The sequence below is a fragment of the Nocardia sp. JCM 38205 genome, from assembly GCF_058222935.1.
Genome location: NZ_JBYHFL010000004.1, coordinates 223490 through 241309, shown reverse-complemented (window position 1 = coordinate 241309; position 17820 = coordinate 223490). Strand labels below are relative to the sequence as shown.

Here is a 17820-nt window from a genome sequence, read left to right as displayed (position 1 = left end):
ATATCGTCGTCGCATCCGGCACCGCCGCACCGGATCGGATCACCAGGGGTCGTTGGAGTTCAGTGCGGTCAGCAATTGCCGGATCGCCGCGACCCGCCGCTGTTTGCCCGGTAGCTCGTCCAATGCGCATTCCGGATCGGCGGGTGGGCCGAGATGGGTGCATCCGCGCGGGCAATCCTCGATGGCCTCGGCCAGATCGGCGAAGGCGGCGATGACATCGTCGGGCGTGATGTGGGCGAGCCCGAAGGAGCGAACGCCCGGGGTATCGATGACCCAGCCGCCCGCGGGCAGGGGCAGGGCCACCGATTGGGTGGAGGTGTGCTTGCCCTTGCCGACGCCGGAAACCTCGCCGACGGCGCGGTCGGCGTCGGGGACCAGGCGGTTGACGAGAGTGGATTTGCCGACGCCGGAATGACCGATGAAGGCGGTGAGGTGGCCGGTGAGCAGGTTGAGCACCGGCTCGATGGGGTCGTCGACGCCGCCGTAGACGATGGTGAGATCGAGATCGTCGAAGAGGGTGGCGAATTCGGAGTCGGCGGCCAGGTCGTGTTTGGTCAGGCACAGGATCGGTTGCAGCCCACCGGCATACGCGGCGACCATGGCGCGTTCCACGAATCCGGTGCGCGGCGGCGGGTCGGCCAGCGCGACGACGATGAACAGCCGTTCGGCATTGCCGACCACCACCCGCTCGAAGGGGTCGGTGTCATCAGCGGTGCGGCGCAGGACCGTTCGGCGTTCGACGACGCGCACGATGCGAGCCAGGGTGTCGGGTTTGCCGGACAGATCGCCGACGACGTCGACCTGATCGCCGACGACGATCGGGGTCCGGCCGAGCTCACGCGCGCGCATCGCGACGATCAGCCGGTCCGGATCCCCATCGAGCACACATCCCCAGCGGCCTCGGTCCACCGACACCACCATGGCGGATTCGGCATCGTTGTGTTGCGGACGGGTCTTGGTGCGCGGACGCGAACTCTTACCGGGACGCACCCGCACATCGGATTCGTCGTAGCCGGCCAGAGAGCGCCCGCGCCGGCTCAGCGCACCGCTCCCTGATCGGCGGGATCGAGCATCCGTTCCCACAGCGACACGAAATCGGGCAAGGTTTTCGCCGTCGTGCCGATGTCCTCGATCTCGACCCCGGGGACGGTGAGGCCGAGAATCGCACCGGCGGTGGCCATCCGGTGGTCGGCGTAGGAATGCCAGCGGCCGCCGGTGAGCGGAGCGGGCACGATCTCGAGTCCGTCCTCGGTCTCGGTGACATTGCCGCCGAGCCGGTTGATCTCGGTGGACAGCGCGGCCAGTCGGTCTGTCTCGTGCCCGCGCAGGTGCGCGATACCGCGCAGGTAGGACGGCGAATCGGCGAGCGCGGCGAGGGCGGCCACGGTGGGGGTGAGCTCGCCGACGTCGTGCAGGTCGATGTCGATACCGGCCAGCCGGTCCGGGCCGCTGACGGTCAGCACACCGTCGAAGATGCGCGCCTCGGCGCCCATCCGCACCAGGATCTCCCGGATGACGTCGCCGGGCTGGGTGGTCAGCCGCGGCCAGTGCGGAATGCTGACGCTACCTCCGGTGACCGCCGCCGCGGCGAGGAACGGCGTCGCGTTCGACAGGTCCGGCTCGACCTCCCAATCCACGGCTGCGATCGGGCCGGGCGTCACGACCCAGGTCTGCGCCTTGCGGCTGTCGGCGGGCGCTTGCACCTGCACGTCGGCGTGCCGCAGCATTTCCACCGTCATCTCGATATGCGGCATCGACGGCAGCGCCTTGCCGTCGTGATGGACGGTGATTCCCTCGTCGAACCGTGCCGCCGACAGCAGCAGGCCGGAGACGAATTGCGAGGAACCCGAGGCATCGATGGTCACCGCACCGCCGCGCAGGCCTGCTGCGCCGTGCACGGTGAACGGCAGGGCGTCACCCTCGATCCGCGCGCCGAGCCCGCGCAACGCGTCGAGGATGGTGCGCAGCGGGCGGACCCGGGCCTGGGCGTCTCCGTCGAAGGCCACCGCACCGTCGGCGAGAGTGGCCAGCGGCGGCAGGAACCGCATCACGGTGCCCGCCAGCCCGCAGTCGACCGAGCCGCCGCGCAGGGTGCCCGGGGTGACGGTGAGAGTTTCGGCATCCCCGTCGATCCGCACGCCGAGGGCCCGCAGCGCGTCGATCATCAGGTTGGTGTCGCGGCTGCGCAGCGCACCGGTGATCGTCGACGGCCCCTCGGCGAGCGCGGCCAGGATCAGTGCTCTGTTGGTGATCGATTTCGATCCGGGCAGGGTCACGGTCGCGTGCACGGGGGCGTCGACATGGGGCGCTGGCCAGAAATTCACCCGTCCATCTTCGCTTATCCGCGGCGCGGATACACGGGCGGCGTGCAATCCGCCCGTTCTGTTACTTGTGCCTCCCATGCAACACCGGCACCAGGCGACGCAGAAGTTTCATGGTCGACTGGGTGCGGGAGTAGCTGAGCAGGGTCATACCCGGGATGCTGAACCGCTGGATCGCGATCGAATGGGGGCTGACGAATTCGCGCAGGCCCTGCTCGCCGTGGATGCGGCCGATGCCGGAATCACCGCTGCCGCCGAAGGGCAGCCCCGGAATGGCGGCGAAGCCGAGCACCGAATTCACCGAGGTGGCCCCGGCGCGCAGCCGGCGGGCGATCTCGAGCCCCTGCTTGCGCGAGTACACCGCCGAGCCGAGGCTGTAGGTGGAGTCGTTGGCCAGGGCGATCGCCTCGTCGACGCTGTCGACGGTGCGAATGGTCACGGTGGGGCCGAAGGTTTCCTCCTTGACCGCCGCCGAATCCTCGGGGGCATCCAGCAGCACGACCGGCTCGATGAAGGGGGCCTTGACCGATTCCGGACCACCGACCACGGCGGTGGCGCCCTTGGCGATGGCGTCGTCGATGTGGCGGCGCACGATATCCACCTGGCTCGGCATCGTCATCGGGCCGTAGTTGGCACCGGCCTCGGCCCCGGGCTTGACATCGGTCAGGATGCGGCTCACCTCGGCCACGAACTCCTCGCGCACCGAGCGATGCACGTACACGCGCTCGACGCCGGCGCAGGTCTGGCCGCTGTTGGAGGTGGCGCCCCAGGCGACGGCGTCCGCCGCGGCCTTCACATCGGCGTCCGGTGCCACGATCACGGCGTCCTTGCCGCCGCATTCCAGCAGTACCGGGGTGAGGGTGTCGGCGGCGGCCGCCATGATCTTGCGACCGGTGCCGGGCGAGCCGGTGAACGCGATCTTGTCCACGCCGGCGCGCACCAGCGCCGCTCCGGTGGCGCCGTAACCGTTGACGGTGGTGAACACGCCCTCCGGCAGGTCCGGATTGGCCTTGGTGAACGCCTCGGCGAGGAAATTGCCGATGCCGGTGGAGTATTCGCTGGGCTTGAACACCACAGTGTTGCCGGCGGCGAGCGCATAGGCGATGGAACCGTTGGGGGTGTAGACGGGATAGTTCCACGGGCCGATCACGCCGACAACGCCCAGCGGGCGATGCTCGAGCCGGGCCGAGAAGTTCGACATGAGCGCGCCGGGGGAGATCTTCTTGGGCGCCAGCACCTTCTTGGCGTGCTTGGCCGCCCAGGCGATGTGCTCGAGGGCGAGCATGAGCTCGAGGAAGGCGTCGTCGAGCGGCTTGCCGTTCTCGGCGTGGATCAGTGCGCAGAACTCGTCGGATTCGGCGACCAGCCGGCTCGACCAGCGCAGCAACGCTTTACGGCGCTCGTCGAAATCGAGTGCGGACCAGGTCTCGGCGGCCTTGCGGGCGGTGGCGACGGCGGCGCGCACGGCGTCCTCGTCGGCGATGGGGTAGGTGGCCAGGGTCGCGCCGGAGGCGGGGTCGACCGAGGTGAGCACCGTGTCCGCGGGGGCGGCGTCGGTCGTTGTCACAGGGGCTCCTCATGCCGGGCGCCCGGACGATCGGCCGGGGCGCTGGGTGGTGGCGTGGCTTGTCGGGCGCATGCCGAGTGGGCCGGAGGAAACCCTCCGACTCGTTGAGAGAATGTTATGGCATTACTCTCAGGGTGTCATCAGTTCTGGGTGATCGATTCGACAGCGGGCGCCGGCGCCGAGGATCCCGAACGCAGATCGGTGACCACTGCGGGGGTGAAATCGAACAGATTCGGATCGAATTCCGCGCTGAGCGGATTCAGATTGCAGATCGTGCCCACCACGTAGACCCCGCGCGGGAGTCCGGGAAACGAACCGGTGATCTGCCCGGTCGCCGAGGCGAGCTGGATCCGCGGGCCCGCGGCGAGTGCGCCCTCGGCGATCAGCCGTTGCAGCAGTGCGAAAACATCGGGTTCGCGTCCGCTGAGGGTGTCGATGGCGGCGGGAGCGAGGATCGGTGCGGCCACCAGTACGTCGACGACGGCGGTGGTGCATTCACCCCGGATCACGGGGAAGACGTCGCGCCGGTTGGGCACATTGTCGATGGTGTAGTCGATGGTGGTGCCCGAGACCGTAGCGGTGAGCGAGACGGGTGGTCGCGGGTCCTGTGCGGCGGCCACGGCGGGCAGGGCGGTGGTGGCGAGACCGGTGAGCGCGAGCACTGCGCAAACTCGGGCGACGGTGGAACGGAAGGAGCCGGATCTGAGCATGGATCTCTCCTCGTCGTGGAATCCGCTCACGCTAACAGTCGCACGCAGGTCACAGGCCGATTTCCGGGTGGTGTCCTGGCAGCGGATCCGGTGTGCGAGGGCCGAGTTCGCCGCCGGTGTCGGTGCCCGGTGGCAGTATCGGGAATATGTGCGGACGCTATGCGACGACGACCAACCCCGGCCGGCTCGCGGTCGAGCTGGACGCGATCGACGAGACCGGCGAGGAACCAGGTTCGGCGGGTTCCGATCGCGGCGGCGCGAATTACAACGTCGCCCCGACGACGCAGGTGCTGACGGTGGTCGAGCGCCACGACCACGACCACCCCGACGACGACCCGCGCCTGCGGATCCGCCGCATGCGCTGGGGCCTGATCCCGCATTGGACCAAAGCGGCCGAACCGGGGGTGCCGGTGAAGGGCAAACCGCTGTTCAACGCGCGCGCCGACAAGGCCGCCACCACCCCGTCGTTCCGGGACGCGGTGAAGTATCGCCGGTGCCTGGTGCCGATGGACGGCTGGTACGAGTGGCTGGTGCAGCCGGATCCGTCCGGCGCCAAGAGCAAAGTCGTCAAGCACCCGTATTTCATGTCGGCCGCCGACGGTTCGCGGCTGTACATGGCCGGCTTGTGGTCGGTGTGGCGCGACAAAAGCCTGCCCGAGGCCGAGCCGCTGCTGTCGTGCACCATCCTGACCACCGATGCCGTCGGCGATCTCACTCGCATCCACGACCGGATGCCCTTGCCGATGCCGCGCGAGCACTGGGATGCCTGGCTGGATCCGGATCACCCGGCGCCGGCCGAACTGCTGCGACCGCCGACGCCGGAGCTGGTCGCCGGTATTGCCGCACGGCCGGTGTCACCGCGGGTCAACAGCGTGCGCAATAACGGGCCCGAGCTGTTGGAGCCGGTCGGCGAGGAGTCCGAACAGATCAGCTTGCTGTAAGCGCCGGGGCTCGCGTTCCGCGCGCCGCCCATAGGAGACCTGGTCCGGGCCGCTGTGGGTGCTGTCCGCCCACCTCGGAGCGACAACGAGCGACAACATTGAGAATTGTCGCTCCGAGGTCGGCGAAGATATGTCCTGCGTGACCGGGCGGTCGGGTCAGATCGAGCAGCCCACCGTCGGCGTCACGACGTTCAAACCGCATTTGAGGATGTTCGCGGCCAGGTCGATGACCTCGCTGGCCAGCCCGCCGCCGAACTCCTCGGCGCGCTGGGCGCGCTCGTCCTTCTCGGGTTCGCCGGCAGTGCCGCCGTCTTCCCCACCCTCGAACGGGTAGCTGGGCTGGCCGCCCTGCGGCGCGGCGACCGCGGCCGGGGTAGACAGCACCGCGGGGCCCGCGGCCAGGATCAACGCCCCGGACAGGGCGACGATCGTGGTGCGCAGACGTTGGCGCGGGGACATTCGCATCACATCCTCGGATCGGTCGGAAACTTGGCGCTTCAATTGACGCACACCGAACCGCCCGAGGCGAGGTTTGACGGCGTGGCGCCCCAGCGTTTCCTGCGCGGCGCCACCGAGTTTCAGCCCGCGACCACCGGCGCGACGACCGCGTCGGTCAATCGGATCAGGTCGGCCGGTGCCAACTCGATCTCGAGTCCGCGCCGTCCGGCGCTGCACAGGATGCGTTCCCAGCGGGTCGCCGAGGCGTCCACGACGGTCGGCAGGGCCTTGCGCTGGCCCAGCGGTGAAATCCCGCCCAGCACATAGCCGGTGCCGCGCTCGGCCTTCGCCCGGTCGGCCATGGCGGCCTTGGGTGCGCCGAGTGCGGCGGCCGCCGCCTTCAGCGACAGGCTCCGCGGCACCGGCAGCACCGCGACGGCGAGCGATCCGGTCGACAGTTCCAGCACCAGCGTCTTGAAGATCTGTCCTGGGTCCAGACCCAGCTCGGTCGCGAGCGCGTCGACCGCCTCGGTGCCGTAGGAGTCGGTGCGCGGGTCATGGGCGTAGGCGTGCACCCGATGCTCGGTCGCGGCCTGCACGAGGGTGCGGATCGCGGGGGTGGAGGCTCGTGCCATACCGGTCACCCTAAGTCGGCTGTCGAGCCGATTTCGCCGCCGAGTCCAACGGCCCGCTGGAAGCCGCTCGCGGCCTCGAACCCGGACCGCTACCGGATTCGACGCCGCCGGGACCGCTCGCGCGGACTCGGGAACACCGTGAGTGGTTCCTCTGTTGCATGCGGTAACAGCGATCGCGCGTGATTCCCGGCGGAGTGCGTGACGGCTCGCATTCCGTCGCCGCGCAGGTCCGGCGCAGTCCATGAAGGAGGAGCGTTGCCCGTTCTGGTCGAAGAACGCCCGGTATGGACCGAGGTGCCGCAAGCTCGGTTCCCGGCGGAAACACTGGTGCCGGTAGATTTGGCGGAGACGCCGATCGAAGGGACACCTGTGACGAGCGACGAAGACGTGGCGGAGGATCCGACCGCGCTGGCTCAGCGGTTCGAGCGCGACGCGCTCCCGCTGCTCGACCAGCTCTACGGCGCCGCGCTGCGTATGACCAGGAACCCGGCCGACGCCGAGGACCTGGTGCAGGAGACCTACGTCAAGGCCTACCAGGGCTTCAAGTCCTTCAAGGAGGGCACCAACCTGCGTGCCTGGCTGTACCGGATCCTGACCAACACCTACATCAACTCCTACCGCAAGAAGCAGCGTCAGCCCGCGCAGTACCCGACCGACGAGATCACCGACTGGCAGCTGGCCGCGACCGCCGAGCACACCTCGACCGGGCTGCGTTCGGCCGAGGTGGAGGCGCTGGACGCGCTGCCCGACGACGACATCAAGGCCGCGTTGCAGGAGCTGCCGGAGGAATTCCGGATGGCGGTGTACTACGCCGATGTCGAAGGCTTCCCGTACAAGGAGATCGCCGACATCATGGGCACGCCTATCGGTACGGTGATGTCCCGGCTGCATCGCGGCCGTAAGCAACTGAAGGGTTTGCTCGCCGACGTGGCGCGCGAACGTGGATTCAACCGCGCCGGGGGCACGTCAGACGATACGTCCGCGTCCACCGCGGACACGGTGCGCCAGGAGGTCAAGCAGTGAGCGCCGAGCACGATCCCGACATGGAGCTCGACTGCACGGCGGTACTCGCCGATGTGTGGCTGATGCTCGACGGTGAATGCGACGACTCGACCCGTGCGCGGCTACAGCACCATATGGATCACTGCGCGCCGTGCATCGAGGCCTACGGCATCGAGGAGAAGCTCAAGGGCCTGCTCAGCCGCAAATGCGGCGGCGACCGCGCGCCCGATTCGCTGCGCGAGCGGTTGACCGTGGAGATCCGCCGGTCGGTGACGATGCGCCAGGAGACCACCCGCATCGAATCCGCGGAGTCCTGAGCGGGTCCGGCACCCGGAAAACGAACGAGCGGCACGTCCTTCCGTCAGGAAGTGACGTGCCGCTCGTTTTCGGTCGAAGACCGAGCGAACGCGCGTCAGGCGTTCGGACGCTTGCCATGGTTGGCGGCGTTGCCCTTGCGGCTGCGCTTCTTACGGCCACGTTTACCCATCGGTAGCTCCCGGATCACCCCCGCCTGCGCGGGGAACTCGTCGATAATTGGGACAGTCTCCCCGCATGCGCGGGCAAAGACGAATCCTCCCCGCCGGTGCGGGGCCCGTGCCAATCTACCGCACACTCCGGCGGCGCCGACCGGGGGATTCCTCGGCGAAGGCGGTGGCCGGGAGTGTGATTGGCTATATCGTCAGCGGGACCTGCCGCCCACGGCGGTGACCCATACAACAGAGGCGAACGGGGTGTCATGGCTGAGGAAGTACGTGCGGAGATGGTCTCGACAGTGCTGACGGTGGAGGTCGCCGTCGGTGACAGGGTGACCCACGACCAGACTCTGGTGCTGCTCGAGTCGATGAAGATGGAGATTCCGGTGATCACCGAGGTCGGTGGCGAGGTCACCTCGATCGCGGTCACCCCCGGTCAGGTACTGCAGCAGGGCGATCTGATCGCCGTCATCTCCTGAGCGCGGGCGGAATCGAAGCGACTGATCGATCATGGCGACACTGAGCGAGCTGCTGGCCGAACACACCGATCTACCCGGCGTCGCGGTGGATCATCTGCAGCGGGTGGTGGGGGATTGGCAGCTGCTCGCGGATCTGTCCTTCGCTGATCTGCTGCTGTGGGTGGGTGCTGGACCCGTCACCGACGGAGCCGACATCGTGTGCGTGGCGCAGTGCAGGCCCACCACCGCGCCCACCGTGCACTACGAGGATCTCGTCGGCACCCAGGCGCTGCGGACCGAGCATCCGCAGGTGTTCGAGGCCCTCACCACCGGCCGGATCGTGCGCACCGACGGCGAGGCCGACGCCAAGGGTGTCTACCACCCGCATCCGGTGGACGCCATCCGTGAAGCCATCCCGGTGCGCTGCGGCGACGATGTGATCGCGGTCTTGAGCCGCGACACCGACCTGCAGCGTTCCAAGGTGCGCAGCACCCTGGAGATCGCCTATGTGGCGTGTGCCGACGATCTGTGCCAGATGATCGCCGACGGCACCTTCCCGACCACCGAGGATCGTGCGGCCACCCATTCCAGCCCGCGCGCCGGCGACGGGTTCATCCGGCTCGATACCGAGGGCATCGTCACCTACGCCAGCCCCAACGCGCTCTCGGCCTATCACCGGATGGGCCTGCAGGCCGATCTGGCCGGCCAGGATCTGGCCGTCACCACGCGTTCACTGATCACCGATCCGTTCGATGCGCAAGAAGTGGTCGGCGATATTCAGGCCGCGCTGGCCGGGCGGACCGGGCGCCGGATGGAGGTCGAGGCCAGAGGCGCGACAGTGCTGTTGCGCACCCTGGTGCTGCGTCCGCACGGGCAGCTGGCCGGTGCCGCGGTGCTGGTGCGCGACGTCACCGAGGTCAAGCGCCGCGACCGTGCGCTGCTGAGCAAGGACGCCACCATCCGGGAGATCCACCACCGGGTGAAGAACAACCTGCAGACTGTGGCCGCACTGCTGCGGTTGCAGGCCCGCCGCACCGAGAACGAGGAGGCGCAGGTCGCGCTGACCGAATCGGTCCGCCGCGTCACCTCCATCGCCTCGGTGCACGAGATGCTGTCGATGTCGGTCGATGAAGAGGTCGATCTCGACGAGGTGGTGGACCGGCTGCTGCCGATCATGGCCGACGTCGCGACCGTGCACACCGCGCGGATCAAGGTGCGCCGGGCGGGTTCGCTCGGTGTGTTCTCCGCCGAACGGGCGACACCGTTGGTGATGGTGCTGACCGAGCTGGTGCAGAACGCCATCGAGCATGCCTTCGATGCCGGCGAGAACGGTACCGTGACGATTCGTTCGGAGCGTTCGGCGCGCTGGCTCGACGTCATCATCAGCGACGACGGCCGTGGCCTTCCGCCCGGTTTCAGCCTGGAATCCTCCGATCGCCTCGGCCTGCAGATCGTGCGGACGCTGGTGACGGCGGAGCTGGGCGGTTCCATCGGCCTGCATCCTGGCGCCGATATCGGCACCGACGCGGTGCTGCGGGTTCCGCTCGGTCGGCGTTCGGGCCGCTGAACCCTCGGCCTGCCCAGCCGCGGAAAACGACTGGTCAAGCCCCGTTTTCGAGCGAAGCGAGAGCGAGCTCCCAGAGTTCGCGGCCCGTGTCGGGCGGCGTGAAAAATAACAGAGCCCGGCACCTCAGCGGGTGCCGGGCCGAATGCGATTCGGGTCCGGGCTGGGGCCCGAATCGCTCGTCTGACCGAGGGTCAGACGACCGTGCGGGTGCGGGTGCGCGCGTTGCGGCGTTTGAGCGCCCGACGCTCGTCCTCGCTCATGCCTCCCCACACACCGGCATCCTGTCCGGACTTCAGGGCCCACGACAGGCAGTCGGCGGTTACCGGGCAACGAGCGCAGACCAGCTTGGCATCGGCAATCTGCGCGAGCGCCGGACCACTGTTACCCACCGGGAAGAACAGTTCGGGGTCCTCGTCGCGACAGATGGCCTTGTGGCGCCAGTCCATTCCTCTGCTCCTTTACTGGGCGCCACAAATGGCGCCGATGGTTTGTGGATCGTTCACTTGTGCGACCTGAATGTTTCCGCACGGTTGCTTGTGAATGCTTTCACGAACACCGTAGATGTCAATAGGTATCCGGTGCACCGTGGGGAAGCTCACGCTCTGAAGGTCCCGCATGGGGAGCCTGCCCGGTCCTTTGTACTCGCTCCGCCGAGTTTTCGCAGCACAACGGCGATGTTTTTCACCTCGGCGAGTCTCACGACGGGCGCGGCGCGACGACTTCCAGCACGTCGGGGACCGCGGTGAAATCCACCACGTTGCGTTTGCCGATGAAGTCGCCATCGATTTGCAGGCCGATCTCCTGATCGGTCTCGATTCGCACCGACGCCACGTCGTCTTCGCGAAACAATTTGCGTGACTTCGGGTTTCCGTTCGGTGCCAGAAGTTGGCCGGCGACCCGCAAAGTCGGCAGCAAAGCCATCGATCGCATGGCGAACACGCCGAGCCCGGATTCGAAGGCGGTGCCCGGGTTGGTGCGCACGGGGGTGGCGTTCAGGTAGGTCCACGGACTGGTGTTGGTCACGAAGGCGTAATGCACGCCCTCGACCGGGTCGTGTCCGGGAACCATGACGGTGGCCTCGGGCTTGTGCCGTTTGGCCCGGAAGAACTGGCGCACCGTGGTCGCCAGATAGCGCACCGGAGTGGCGGCTTTTCCGTTCGCGCGGCTGGCGTCGATGGCCTCGCACACGTCGGCGTCCAGGCCGACGCCCGCGCTGAAGCAGAACCAGCGATCGTCGGCGATGCCGAGCCCGATGCGGCGGTCGTCGTTCACCGACAGCAGGTCGATCAGCTGGTTGGTGGCCGCGACCGGATCGGGTTTCAGGCCGAGAGCACGCGCGAAGACGTTGGCCGAGCCGCCGGGGATCACGCCGAGCCGCGGCCGCCACGCCTGGCCGTCGTCCACCTGGGGCAGCGGCAGGAACCCGTTGATCGTCTCGTTGACGGTGCCGTCGCCACCGTGCACGACGATGAGATCCATCTCATTGGTCGCCGCCCACTGGGCGAGCTCGGCGGCATGGCCCCGATGCTGGGTATGGGCGACGGTCAATTGCGTCCGGCTCTCCAGCGCATGGGCCAGCAGGTCCCTGGTGGCCGCGGTGGTAGAGGTGGCATTCGGATTCACGATCAACAACGTCCGCACCTACGCACCTTAATTCAGCCGGGTTACCGGTTCGGCCGATGCCACGGTCGTCGGGCCCGCGACCTACCCTGGTCGGGTGGCTGAGCGAGATGACGTCGGAACGGTGCCGGGCACGGTGCGTGGCGCCGGTGGGCTGGTGGCCTTGGAGGGCGCCGTCGCGGTGACGGTAGCGATCGTGCTGGTGGTGCGAGGTCTGCTCGGCCACGATCAGAGCCAGGCCAGCGGATACGGCACGGCCGCGTGGTTCGTGATCCTCGGCGGTGCGGTGCTGGCGGCGGGGATCGGCCTGCTGCTCGGCCAGCGCTGGGGCCGGGCCATCGCGGTGATCGCGCAGTTGTTGCTGTTGCCGGTGGTGTGGTCGTTGCTGACCGATTCCCATCAGCCGTTCTACGGCGCCCTGCTCGGTGTGGTGGTGGTCGGGGCGTTGGTGTTGTTGTTCACACCGGCCACCAGTCGCTGGATGGCCCGCGAGTACGGCATCGATCCGGACTGACGCCGCCGAACCGCCCGTCACTTCGGTTCAGCGTGTGGTCGCTTCTTTCAGCGCCTGACGGCACAGGTGATCGGCGCGCCGGGTGGTCTCCGGCAGCCGGTACTTCGGCGTCAGCGCGAGCACCTGGGCACAGGCGGTGTCCAGGTCGATGAGGTGGCCGACCGAGACGAACACCGGCTTCACCCCGGCGCGGGTGCGCAGCGCCCGGCCGACGACCTCGCCGTCGATGGTGATGTCGGCCTGTGCGCCGCGTTCGGGGCCGGGCTCGCCGCATTCACCCCAGGCCGATTTGGCGACGCCGATGGTCGGCAGCCCGGTGACCACGCCGACATGGCAGGCGAAACCGAACCGGCGCGGATGAGCAAGGCCCTGGGCATCGCAGACCAGTAGGTCGGGCGCGTCGGTGAGCCGTTGCAGGGCGGTGACCGTGGTGGGCATTTCGCGGAACGAGAGCAGCCCGGGGATGTAGGGAAATGTGGTGGTTCCGTAGGCCACGGTGGTGTCGACGGTCTCCAGGGTCTGCGCGTCCACGACGACGATGGCCGCGGCGACGGTGCCATCGTGGTGATAGGCGGAGTCGAGCCCGGCAATGGTGCGAAAGCGCGGTGGCCGCGGATTCTCGGCGCGCACCAGCGGACGCAGCTCATCCTGCATCGCCATCGCCTCGGTTTCCGAGGCCGGCCAGCGGTCCGGCAGCGACAGCCACATCAGCGATCTCCGGCCAGGGCCGCCAGCGCCTTACCGGACAACCGGTAGCCCACCCAGTCGTCCTGTACGTCCGCGCCAAGGGACTCGTAGAAGTCGATGGACGGGGTGTTCCAGGTGAGCACCGACCAGCAGACCCGGCTGTATCCGTTGCGCACCGCCTCCTCGGCCAGCGCCGCGATGAGCGCCTTACCGAGCCCGGTGCCGCGCGCCTGTGGCTTGACGAACAGATCCTCCAGGTAGATGCCGTGCACGCCGTCCCAGGTGGAGTAGTTCAGGAACCAGATGGCACAGCCGGCCACTTCCTCGCCAACGGTGGCGACATGGGCGAACAGCGCGGGGGCGGGCCCGAACAGCGCGGTGTGCAGTTGTTCGGCGGTGAGGGTGCACTCGTGCCCGGCCTTCTCGTATTCGGCCAGGTCGTAGACCAGCTCGACCAGGGCGGGCACATCCTCGGGGACCGCGCGGCGGATGGCGGTGCCGGTCATCGGGAGAGCTCCTCGGCCGGGACGAGGTTGTGGCCGCGGACGGTGCGTGCGCCGTGGTCGTAGCCGAGCACGCTGATCGCGCCGGTCGTCATGGCGAACCGGCGGCCCTCCCGGATATCGAACTCGCACCAGCGGGCGATGAGGACGCGGGAGAAATGCCCGTGCCCGACCAGCACCACATCGCGTTCGGCCAGTTGTTCGGTGGCGGTGGCCAGGACCCGGTCGGCGCGGGCGCGCACCTGCTCGGCGGATTCCCCGCCGGGCACCGGGTGGGTCCAGACCGTCCAGCCGGGCACCGTCTCCCGGATCTCGGTGGTGGTGCGGCCCTCGTAGTCGCCGTAATCCCATTCGGCCAGGTCGGCGTCGACGATGGCCGATGCGAGGCCCGCCAGCTCCGCGGTGCGCGCCGCGCGCAGACGCGGACTGGTGTACACGGCCGGGGCGCGCAGTTTCAGGTCCGTGAGCAGCTGTCCGGCCGCGCGGGCCTGCTGTTCGCCACGCTCGGTGAGCGGCAGATCGGTGGTGCTGGTGTGCTTGCGTTGCGCGGACCAGGTGGTCTCACCGTGGCGCAGGACTATCAGCCGGGCATGCTCGAGTTCGGACATGTGATCCATCATGAGCCACCGTGCTCGCGCCGGGGAGGTTCGCCTGCGGAGCATGGCGGTATCGCTCGGCCCACGCGGCCGCCGTGCCCGGCCGACGCCGGCCCGTCGGCGGACGAGCCGGGTGCCCCGGTGGCTGCTGTGCGCATGATGGTGAGTGTGCCATCGGGCACCGACAGAAACGGGTTCAGCCCAGTGCCACCAGCTGATCGCCGCGATGTTCGAGAACGACATCGCCCAGCACGCCCAGTGCGATGGGGGAGCCGTCGTATCCCTTGCGGTCCACCGGGATCCGAGTGACCTCCGTGCCCGTCGCCGGGTCCAGCGCGGCGATGGCGCCCTCGACCGGAACGAGGATATGCCCGGCCATCAATGCCGGGCTGCCGAGTGCGCCCGCGGCCGTCCACATCGGGTCGAAAGTACTGGCGTTCAAGGCGATCAGGCTGTTGCCGGTGAACACCAGGTAGGCCGAGCCGATCCGAGTCGTGCTGGTCGTGTCGGCCAGCGGAGCCGAAAGTTCATGCGCCACCAGGGGATTGCCGGTGGCATCGAAGACCGCCAGCCGGGGCGGCGCGGCCTCGGGTGCGGCGGCGCCCGGCAGGTAGAGCACGATGCGGTTGTCCGACACCGCGATCACTTCCGCGTCGGGCGAATCGGTGCCGGGTCCGTTCAGCTCGCGGGAACCGAATTCCTTGGGGACGCGGTAGTCCTTGGGTGCGGGATCGAGCACCGTCAGCCGGTTGGCGGCGTCGCCGGGGCAGCGCTCGAGTACCGCGAGACGCGACGGGCTCGAACCCGCCGAGATCAGCGAACACCCTTGGCGCGGTTGCGATTTGGAGATCTCTCTGGCCTCGACCCGACCGTACTCGAGTGTCCGCACCAGATCCGAGCGCCACATCTCCAACCGGCGTGGCCCCTGGGCCAGCACATAGGTGCCGTCCACCGACAAGGCGATCTCGGAGTCCATCTCGCTGCTGCGAGCGGCCGTGCGCGACCCGTCCGAGCCGAGCAGCATGGTGGTCTGGCTGCATCCGCGATCGTCGCGATAGACCGCGATCACGGTGCCGAACTGGGACTGCACACCGCACAGCGGAATATCGCGCCGGTAATGCCAGATTTCTTTTCCGGTGCGCGGATCGCGCCCGGTGACGGTGCCGCCGTCCGCGGTGACCACAACGCCACCGGAGGTGAGCGCCTCGGTGCCTGCCCCGTCGGGCGCGTGCCAGAGTTCGCGCAGCTCGCTGGGCAGCGCCGACGCGGCGGGTGGGGTGTCGACCGGGGTGTCCGCGACGACCGACTCGGTGCCGCGCGCATCCGACTGGATCCACACCACCAGAGCCGCGATCGCCAGTACGAGGGCGATCGCGACCGCGATGAGGATGTCGGCGCGGGTCCGCCGCTCGGGTGCGAGCACGTGTGCGAGATTAGCGGATCGGTGCGAGCGCCGATGACATCGCCGTGCCGGGCGGTGGGCGGTCCCGATGTGGTTCGCGCGCGGGCGCGCGGCCCGGTCCGGCAACGAAAAATGCTGGTGGGCGCGGTTCGCGCCCACCAGCATCGCGGGGGTGTTCGATCAGGCGGAGACGCCTGCGGTGCTGTTCGCCTCGACCGGCGTGGCCGAATCCGCTGTCGAGGATTCACCGGCGGGCTTGCGGCGACGACGCCTGCGCCGGGCGGGCGGCTCGCCGCCGGTCTCGGCATCGGCGCTCTCGGCCGCTGGTTCCTCGGCAGTGGTCGCCTCGGCGGCGCCACTCGCCGCTGCCGTGTCGTCGGCCTCGGCGACGCCGTTCGCCTCGGCGGTCCCGCTCGCCTCCGCGGTGGCACCGTCCTCGGCTGACGACTTGCGGCGACGACGCCTGCGCCGGGCCGGACGATCGCTCTCGTCGCCGGTCGCGTCCTCGGCAGCGGCCGAACCGGCCTCCGTCTCGCCCTGCGCGTCGGCATCGCCGGTGCTCATGGTGGCCTCACCGTCGATCGGCTTGCCGCCACGGGTGCGCCTGCGGTTGCGCTTGCGCGGGGTGCGCTCGGGGCGCTCGACGACCTCGGCGTCCTCCTCGCGTTCCCGCTTCGGCTTGCGGATGGTGCCGGTGACACCTTCCGGGATGCCGAGATCCGAGAACAGATGCGGTGAGCGCGAATACGTTTCGACCGGCTCGGGGATGCCGAGGCCGAGGGCCTTGTCGATGCTCGCCCAGCGGTTGAGCTCGTCCCAGTCGATCAGCGTCACCGCGACGCCGGTGCGCCCGGCGCGACCGGTACGGCCGATGCGGTGCACGTAGGTCTTCTCGTCCTCGGGGCACTGATAGTTGATGACGTGGGTGACGTCATCGATATCGATGCCGCGCGCGGCCACGTCGGTGGCGACCAGCACGTCGATGGTGCCCTTGCGGAACTTCGCCAGCGCCTTCTCGCGCGCGATCTGGCCGAGGTCACCGTGCACCGCGCCGACCGCGAAACCACGTTCGGCCAGATCGTCGGCCACCTTCTGCGCGGTGCGCTTGGTGCGGGTGAAGATCATGGTGGCGCCGCGGCTTTCGGCCTGCAGCACGCGGGCGACCAATTCGCTCTTGTCGAGCGCGTGCGCCCGGTAGACGAACTGGGCGGTGCGATCGTGCACCGCGGAATCGTGCGGCTCCTCGGCCCGGATATGGGTCGGGCGGGTGAGGAATGTGCGGGCCAGGGTGATGATCGGGCCGGGCATGGTGGCCGAGAACAGCATCGTCTGCCGTTTATCCGGGACCATCCCCAGAATGCGTTCGATATCGGGCAGGAAGCCCAGATCGAGCATTTCGTCGGCCTCGTCGAGGACGAGCACGCCGACCTTGCCGAGGATCAGATGCTGCTGATTGGCCAGGTCGAGCAGCCGGCCGGGGGTGCCGACGACGACGTCGACGCCGTGGCGCAACGCCTCGATCTGCGCCTCATAGGGGCGGCCACCGTAAATGGAGACCACCTTCAGCGGCCCCTGGTGATTGGTCAGGTATTTGCTCGCGTTCTCCAGGTCCTTGGTGACCTGGAGGCAGAGTTCGCGGGTGGGGACGATGACCAGCGCCCGCGGCGTTCCGTCCAGCGGGGTGGTGCCCGATTCAGCGGTGGCGATGCGATGCAGCAGCGGCACACCGAATCCGAAGGTCTTGCCCATGCCGGTGCGGGCCTGACCGATGAGGTCTTCTCCGGCCAATGCCAGCGGCAGGGTGAGTTCCTGGATGGCGAAAGTGCGTTCGATACCGATCTCACCGAGCGCGCGCACGATTTCCGGGCGCACCCCCAATTCGGTGAATGTCGGGGCGGTATGTGTTGCGTCCAGTTCGGCCGTCAGCAGGGTGTCCGCCAGTCCCGGTTCCTGTTCGACTGTGATCTTGCTCAGGGTTCGTGCCTTCCTCGTTATCGCGTCACGCGCGCACGAGGCGTGGGGCGGACCGGCCGGTCCGCGACGACCACGTATCCGCCTGTGATGCTCACCGGTCGCGGCCGGATGTCAGCGGTACCCGCCGGAGTGGGGGCTGCCTGGGAGACATCGGCGCGGCGCATCGGTGACGCGGATCTGGTGCGCGCACATTTTCCGTGGACATCGTCTTGCGCGCCGGGCCGACAGCTGTGTCGGGGGATGATCGGGTAACTCGATCGGGCGCGAAATTTTCGTTGTCCGTGGTGATTGTAGCGTGATATTGTGCTCGGCCCGGAAATCCGGCGTGAAAATGGCCGGGACATAAGTTCGTTTTCGGTGCCTACACCGGCGATCAGTGGTGCGCGACACGGTAATTCATCGGGCGTGGCGG

At 68.5% G+C, this 17820-nt stretch carries 20 protein-coding genes; 6 read left to right on the top strand and 14 right to left on the bottom strand.

Annotation, left to right across the window (positions count from 1 at the left end):
* Positions 1–39 precede the first annotated feature (39 nt).
* The 4 genes from rsgA to AC4HOU_RS16690 form a co-directional block, all read right to left on the bottom strand.
* A complete protein-coding gene (rsgA, locus tag AC4HOU_RS16705; RefSeq protein WP_228807156.1) occupies positions 40–1041 on the bottom strand; it encodes a ribosome small subunit-dependent GTPase A in 1002 nt (333 codons plus the stop codon).
* Positions 1038–2324 (bottom strand): 3-phosphoshikimate 1-carboxyvinyltransferase, encoded by a 1287-nt coding sequence (gene aroA / locus AC4HOU_RS16700; RefSeq protein ID WP_195006755.1) that lies wholly within the window; start codon positions 2322–2324, stop codon positions 1038–1040. The genes rsgA and aroA overlap by 4 nt, the downstream gene beginning before the upstream one ends.
* A 61-nt stretch (positions 2325–2385) precedes the next feature.
* Positions 2386–3888: an aldehyde dehydrogenase family protein gene (locus AC4HOU_RS16695; RefSeq protein WP_195019892.1), complete on the bottom strand. Its 1503-nt coding sequence runs from the start codon at positions 3886–3888 to the stop codon at positions 2386–2388.
* A gap of 140 nt (positions 3889–4028) precedes the next feature.
* Positions 4029–4598 carry a hypothetical protein gene (locus tag AC4HOU_RS16690; RefSeq protein WP_195019891.1) on the bottom strand — a complete coding sequence of 190 codons (570 nt, stop codon included), beginning with the start codon at positions 4596–4598 and terminating at the stop codon, positions 4029–4031.
* A gap of 146 nt (positions 4599–4744) precedes the next feature.
* Between AC4HOU_RS16690 and AC4HOU_RS16685 the strand changes: the two genes are divergently transcribed.
* On the top strand, positions 4745–5539 hold the full coding sequence (locus AC4HOU_RS16685) for an SOS response-associated peptidase (protein WP_163809488.1): 795 nt from the start codon (positions 4745–4747) through the stop codon (positions 5537–5539).
* Positions 5540–5695: 156 nt separating this feature from the next.
* On the opposite strand, the gene AC4HOU_RS16680 is transcribed toward AC4HOU_RS16685, so the two are convergent.
* Positions 5696–5998: a hypothetical protein gene (locus AC4HOU_RS16680; RefSeq protein ID WP_490724744.1), complete on the bottom strand. Its 303-nt coding sequence runs from the start codon at positions 5996–5998 to the stop codon at positions 5696–5698.
* Positions 5999–6117: 119 nt separating this feature from the next.
* Positions 6118–6612, bottom strand: coding sequence for a Cys-tRNA(Pro) deacylase (ybaK, locus tag AC4HOU_RS16675; RefSeq protein WP_490724743.1), 495 nt, complete (start codon positions 6610–6612; stop codon positions 6118–6120).
* A 294-nt stretch (positions 6613–6906) separates the two neighbouring features.
* On the opposite strand from ybaK, the gene AC4HOU_RS16670 reads away from it, so the two are divergent.
* Positions 6907–7635 (top strand): sigma-70 family RNA polymerase sigma factor, encoded by a 729-nt coding sequence (locus tag AC4HOU_RS16670; RefSeq protein WP_490724847.1) that lies wholly within the window; start codon positions 6907–6909, stop codon positions 7633–7635.
* The gene (rsrA, locus tag AC4HOU_RS16665) at positions 7632–7931 is read left to right on the top strand and encodes a mycothiol system anti-sigma-R factor (RefSeq protein WP_375139355.1); all 300 of its coding nucleotides are present in this window, start codon (positions 7632–7634) and stop codon (positions 7929–7931) included. Before AC4HOU_RS16670 ends, rsrA begins: the two co-directional genes overlap by 4 nt.
* 95 nt (positions 7932–8026) lie before the next feature.
* On the opposite strand, the gene AC4HOU_RS16660 is transcribed toward rsrA, so the two are convergent.
* Positions 8027–8101, bottom strand: coding sequence for a 50S ribosomal protein bL37 (locus AC4HOU_RS16660; RefSeq protein ID WP_022597109.1), 75 nt, complete (start codon positions 8099–8101; stop codon positions 8027–8029).
* A gap of 249 nt (positions 8102–8350) precedes the next feature.
* Between AC4HOU_RS16660 and AC4HOU_RS16655 the strand changes: the two genes are divergently transcribed.
* Both AC4HOU_RS16655 and AC4HOU_RS16650 read left to right on the top strand, forming a co-directional pair.
* A complete protein-coding gene (locus tag AC4HOU_RS16655) occupies positions 8351–8566 on the top strand; it encodes a biotin/lipoyl-binding carrier protein (RefSeq protein ID WP_014352520.1) in 216 nt (71 codons plus the stop codon).
* A gap of 31 nt (positions 8567–8597) precedes the next feature.
* A complete protein-coding gene (locus tag AC4HOU_RS16650) occupies positions 8598–10112 on the top strand; it encodes a sensor histidine kinase (protein ID WP_163809495.1) in 1515 nt (504 codons plus the stop codon).
* 191 nt (positions 10113–10303) lie between these two features.
* On the opposite strand, the gene AC4HOU_RS16645 is transcribed toward AC4HOU_RS16650, so the two are convergent.
* Both AC4HOU_RS16645 and AC4HOU_RS16640 read right to left on the bottom strand, forming a co-directional pair.
* The gene (locus AC4HOU_RS16645) at positions 10304–10558 is read right to left on the bottom strand and encodes a WhiB family transcriptional regulator (RefSeq protein WP_011211115.1); all 255 of its coding nucleotides are present in this window, start codon (positions 10556–10558) and stop codon (positions 10304–10306) included.
* A 250-nt stretch (positions 10559–10808) separates the two neighbouring features.
* Positions 10809–11753 (bottom strand): diacylglycerol/lipid kinase family protein, encoded by a 945-nt coding sequence (locus AC4HOU_RS16640; protein WP_194992044.1) that lies wholly within the window; start codon positions 11751–11753, stop codon positions 10809–10811.
* A 76-nt stretch (positions 11754–11829) separates the two neighbouring features.
* Here AC4HOU_RS16640 and AC4HOU_RS16635 point away from each other — a divergent pair, with 76 nt between their 5' ends.
* Positions 11830–12246, top strand: coding sequence for a hypothetical protein (locus tag AC4HOU_RS16635; RefSeq protein ID WP_048833594.1), 417 nt, complete (start codon positions 11830–11832; stop codon positions 12244–12246).
* Between the two features lie 27 nt (positions 12247–12273).
* On the opposite strand, the gene AC4HOU_RS16630 is transcribed toward AC4HOU_RS16635, so the two are convergent.
* From AC4HOU_RS16630 to AC4HOU_RS16610, 5 genes are all read right to left on the bottom strand, one after another.
* On the bottom strand, positions 12274–12954 hold the full coding sequence (locus AC4HOU_RS16630) for an endonuclease V (protein ID WP_163809497.1): 681 nt from the start codon (positions 12952–12954) through the stop codon (positions 12274–12276).
* Positions 12954–13439 carry a GNAT family N-acetyltransferase gene (locus AC4HOU_RS16625; RefSeq protein WP_163809499.1) on the bottom strand — a complete coding sequence of 162 codons (486 nt, stop codon included), beginning with the start codon at positions 13437–13439 and terminating at the stop codon, positions 12954–12956. Before AC4HOU_RS16625 ends, AC4HOU_RS16630 begins: the two co-directional genes overlap by 1 nt.
* Positions 13436–14044, bottom strand: coding sequence for an acid phosphatase (locus tag AC4HOU_RS16620; protein WP_490724742.1), 609 nt, complete (start codon positions 14042–14044; stop codon positions 13436–13438). Before AC4HOU_RS16620 ends, AC4HOU_RS16625 begins: the two co-directional genes overlap by 4 nt.
* 184 nt (positions 14045–14228) lie before the next feature.
* Complete coding sequence (locus AC4HOU_RS16615; protein WP_490724741.1) at positions 14229–15455, bottom strand: Rv3212 family protein; 1227 nt, start codon at positions 15453–15455, stop codon at positions 14229–14231.
* Between the two features lie 159 nt (positions 15456–15614).
* Positions 15615–17429 carry a DEAD/DEAH box helicase gene (locus AC4HOU_RS16610; protein WP_195006982.1) on the bottom strand — a complete coding sequence of 605 codons (1815 nt, stop codon included), beginning with the start codon at positions 17427–17429 and terminating at the stop codon, positions 15615–15617.
* Positions 17430–17820: the final 391 nt, after the last annotated feature.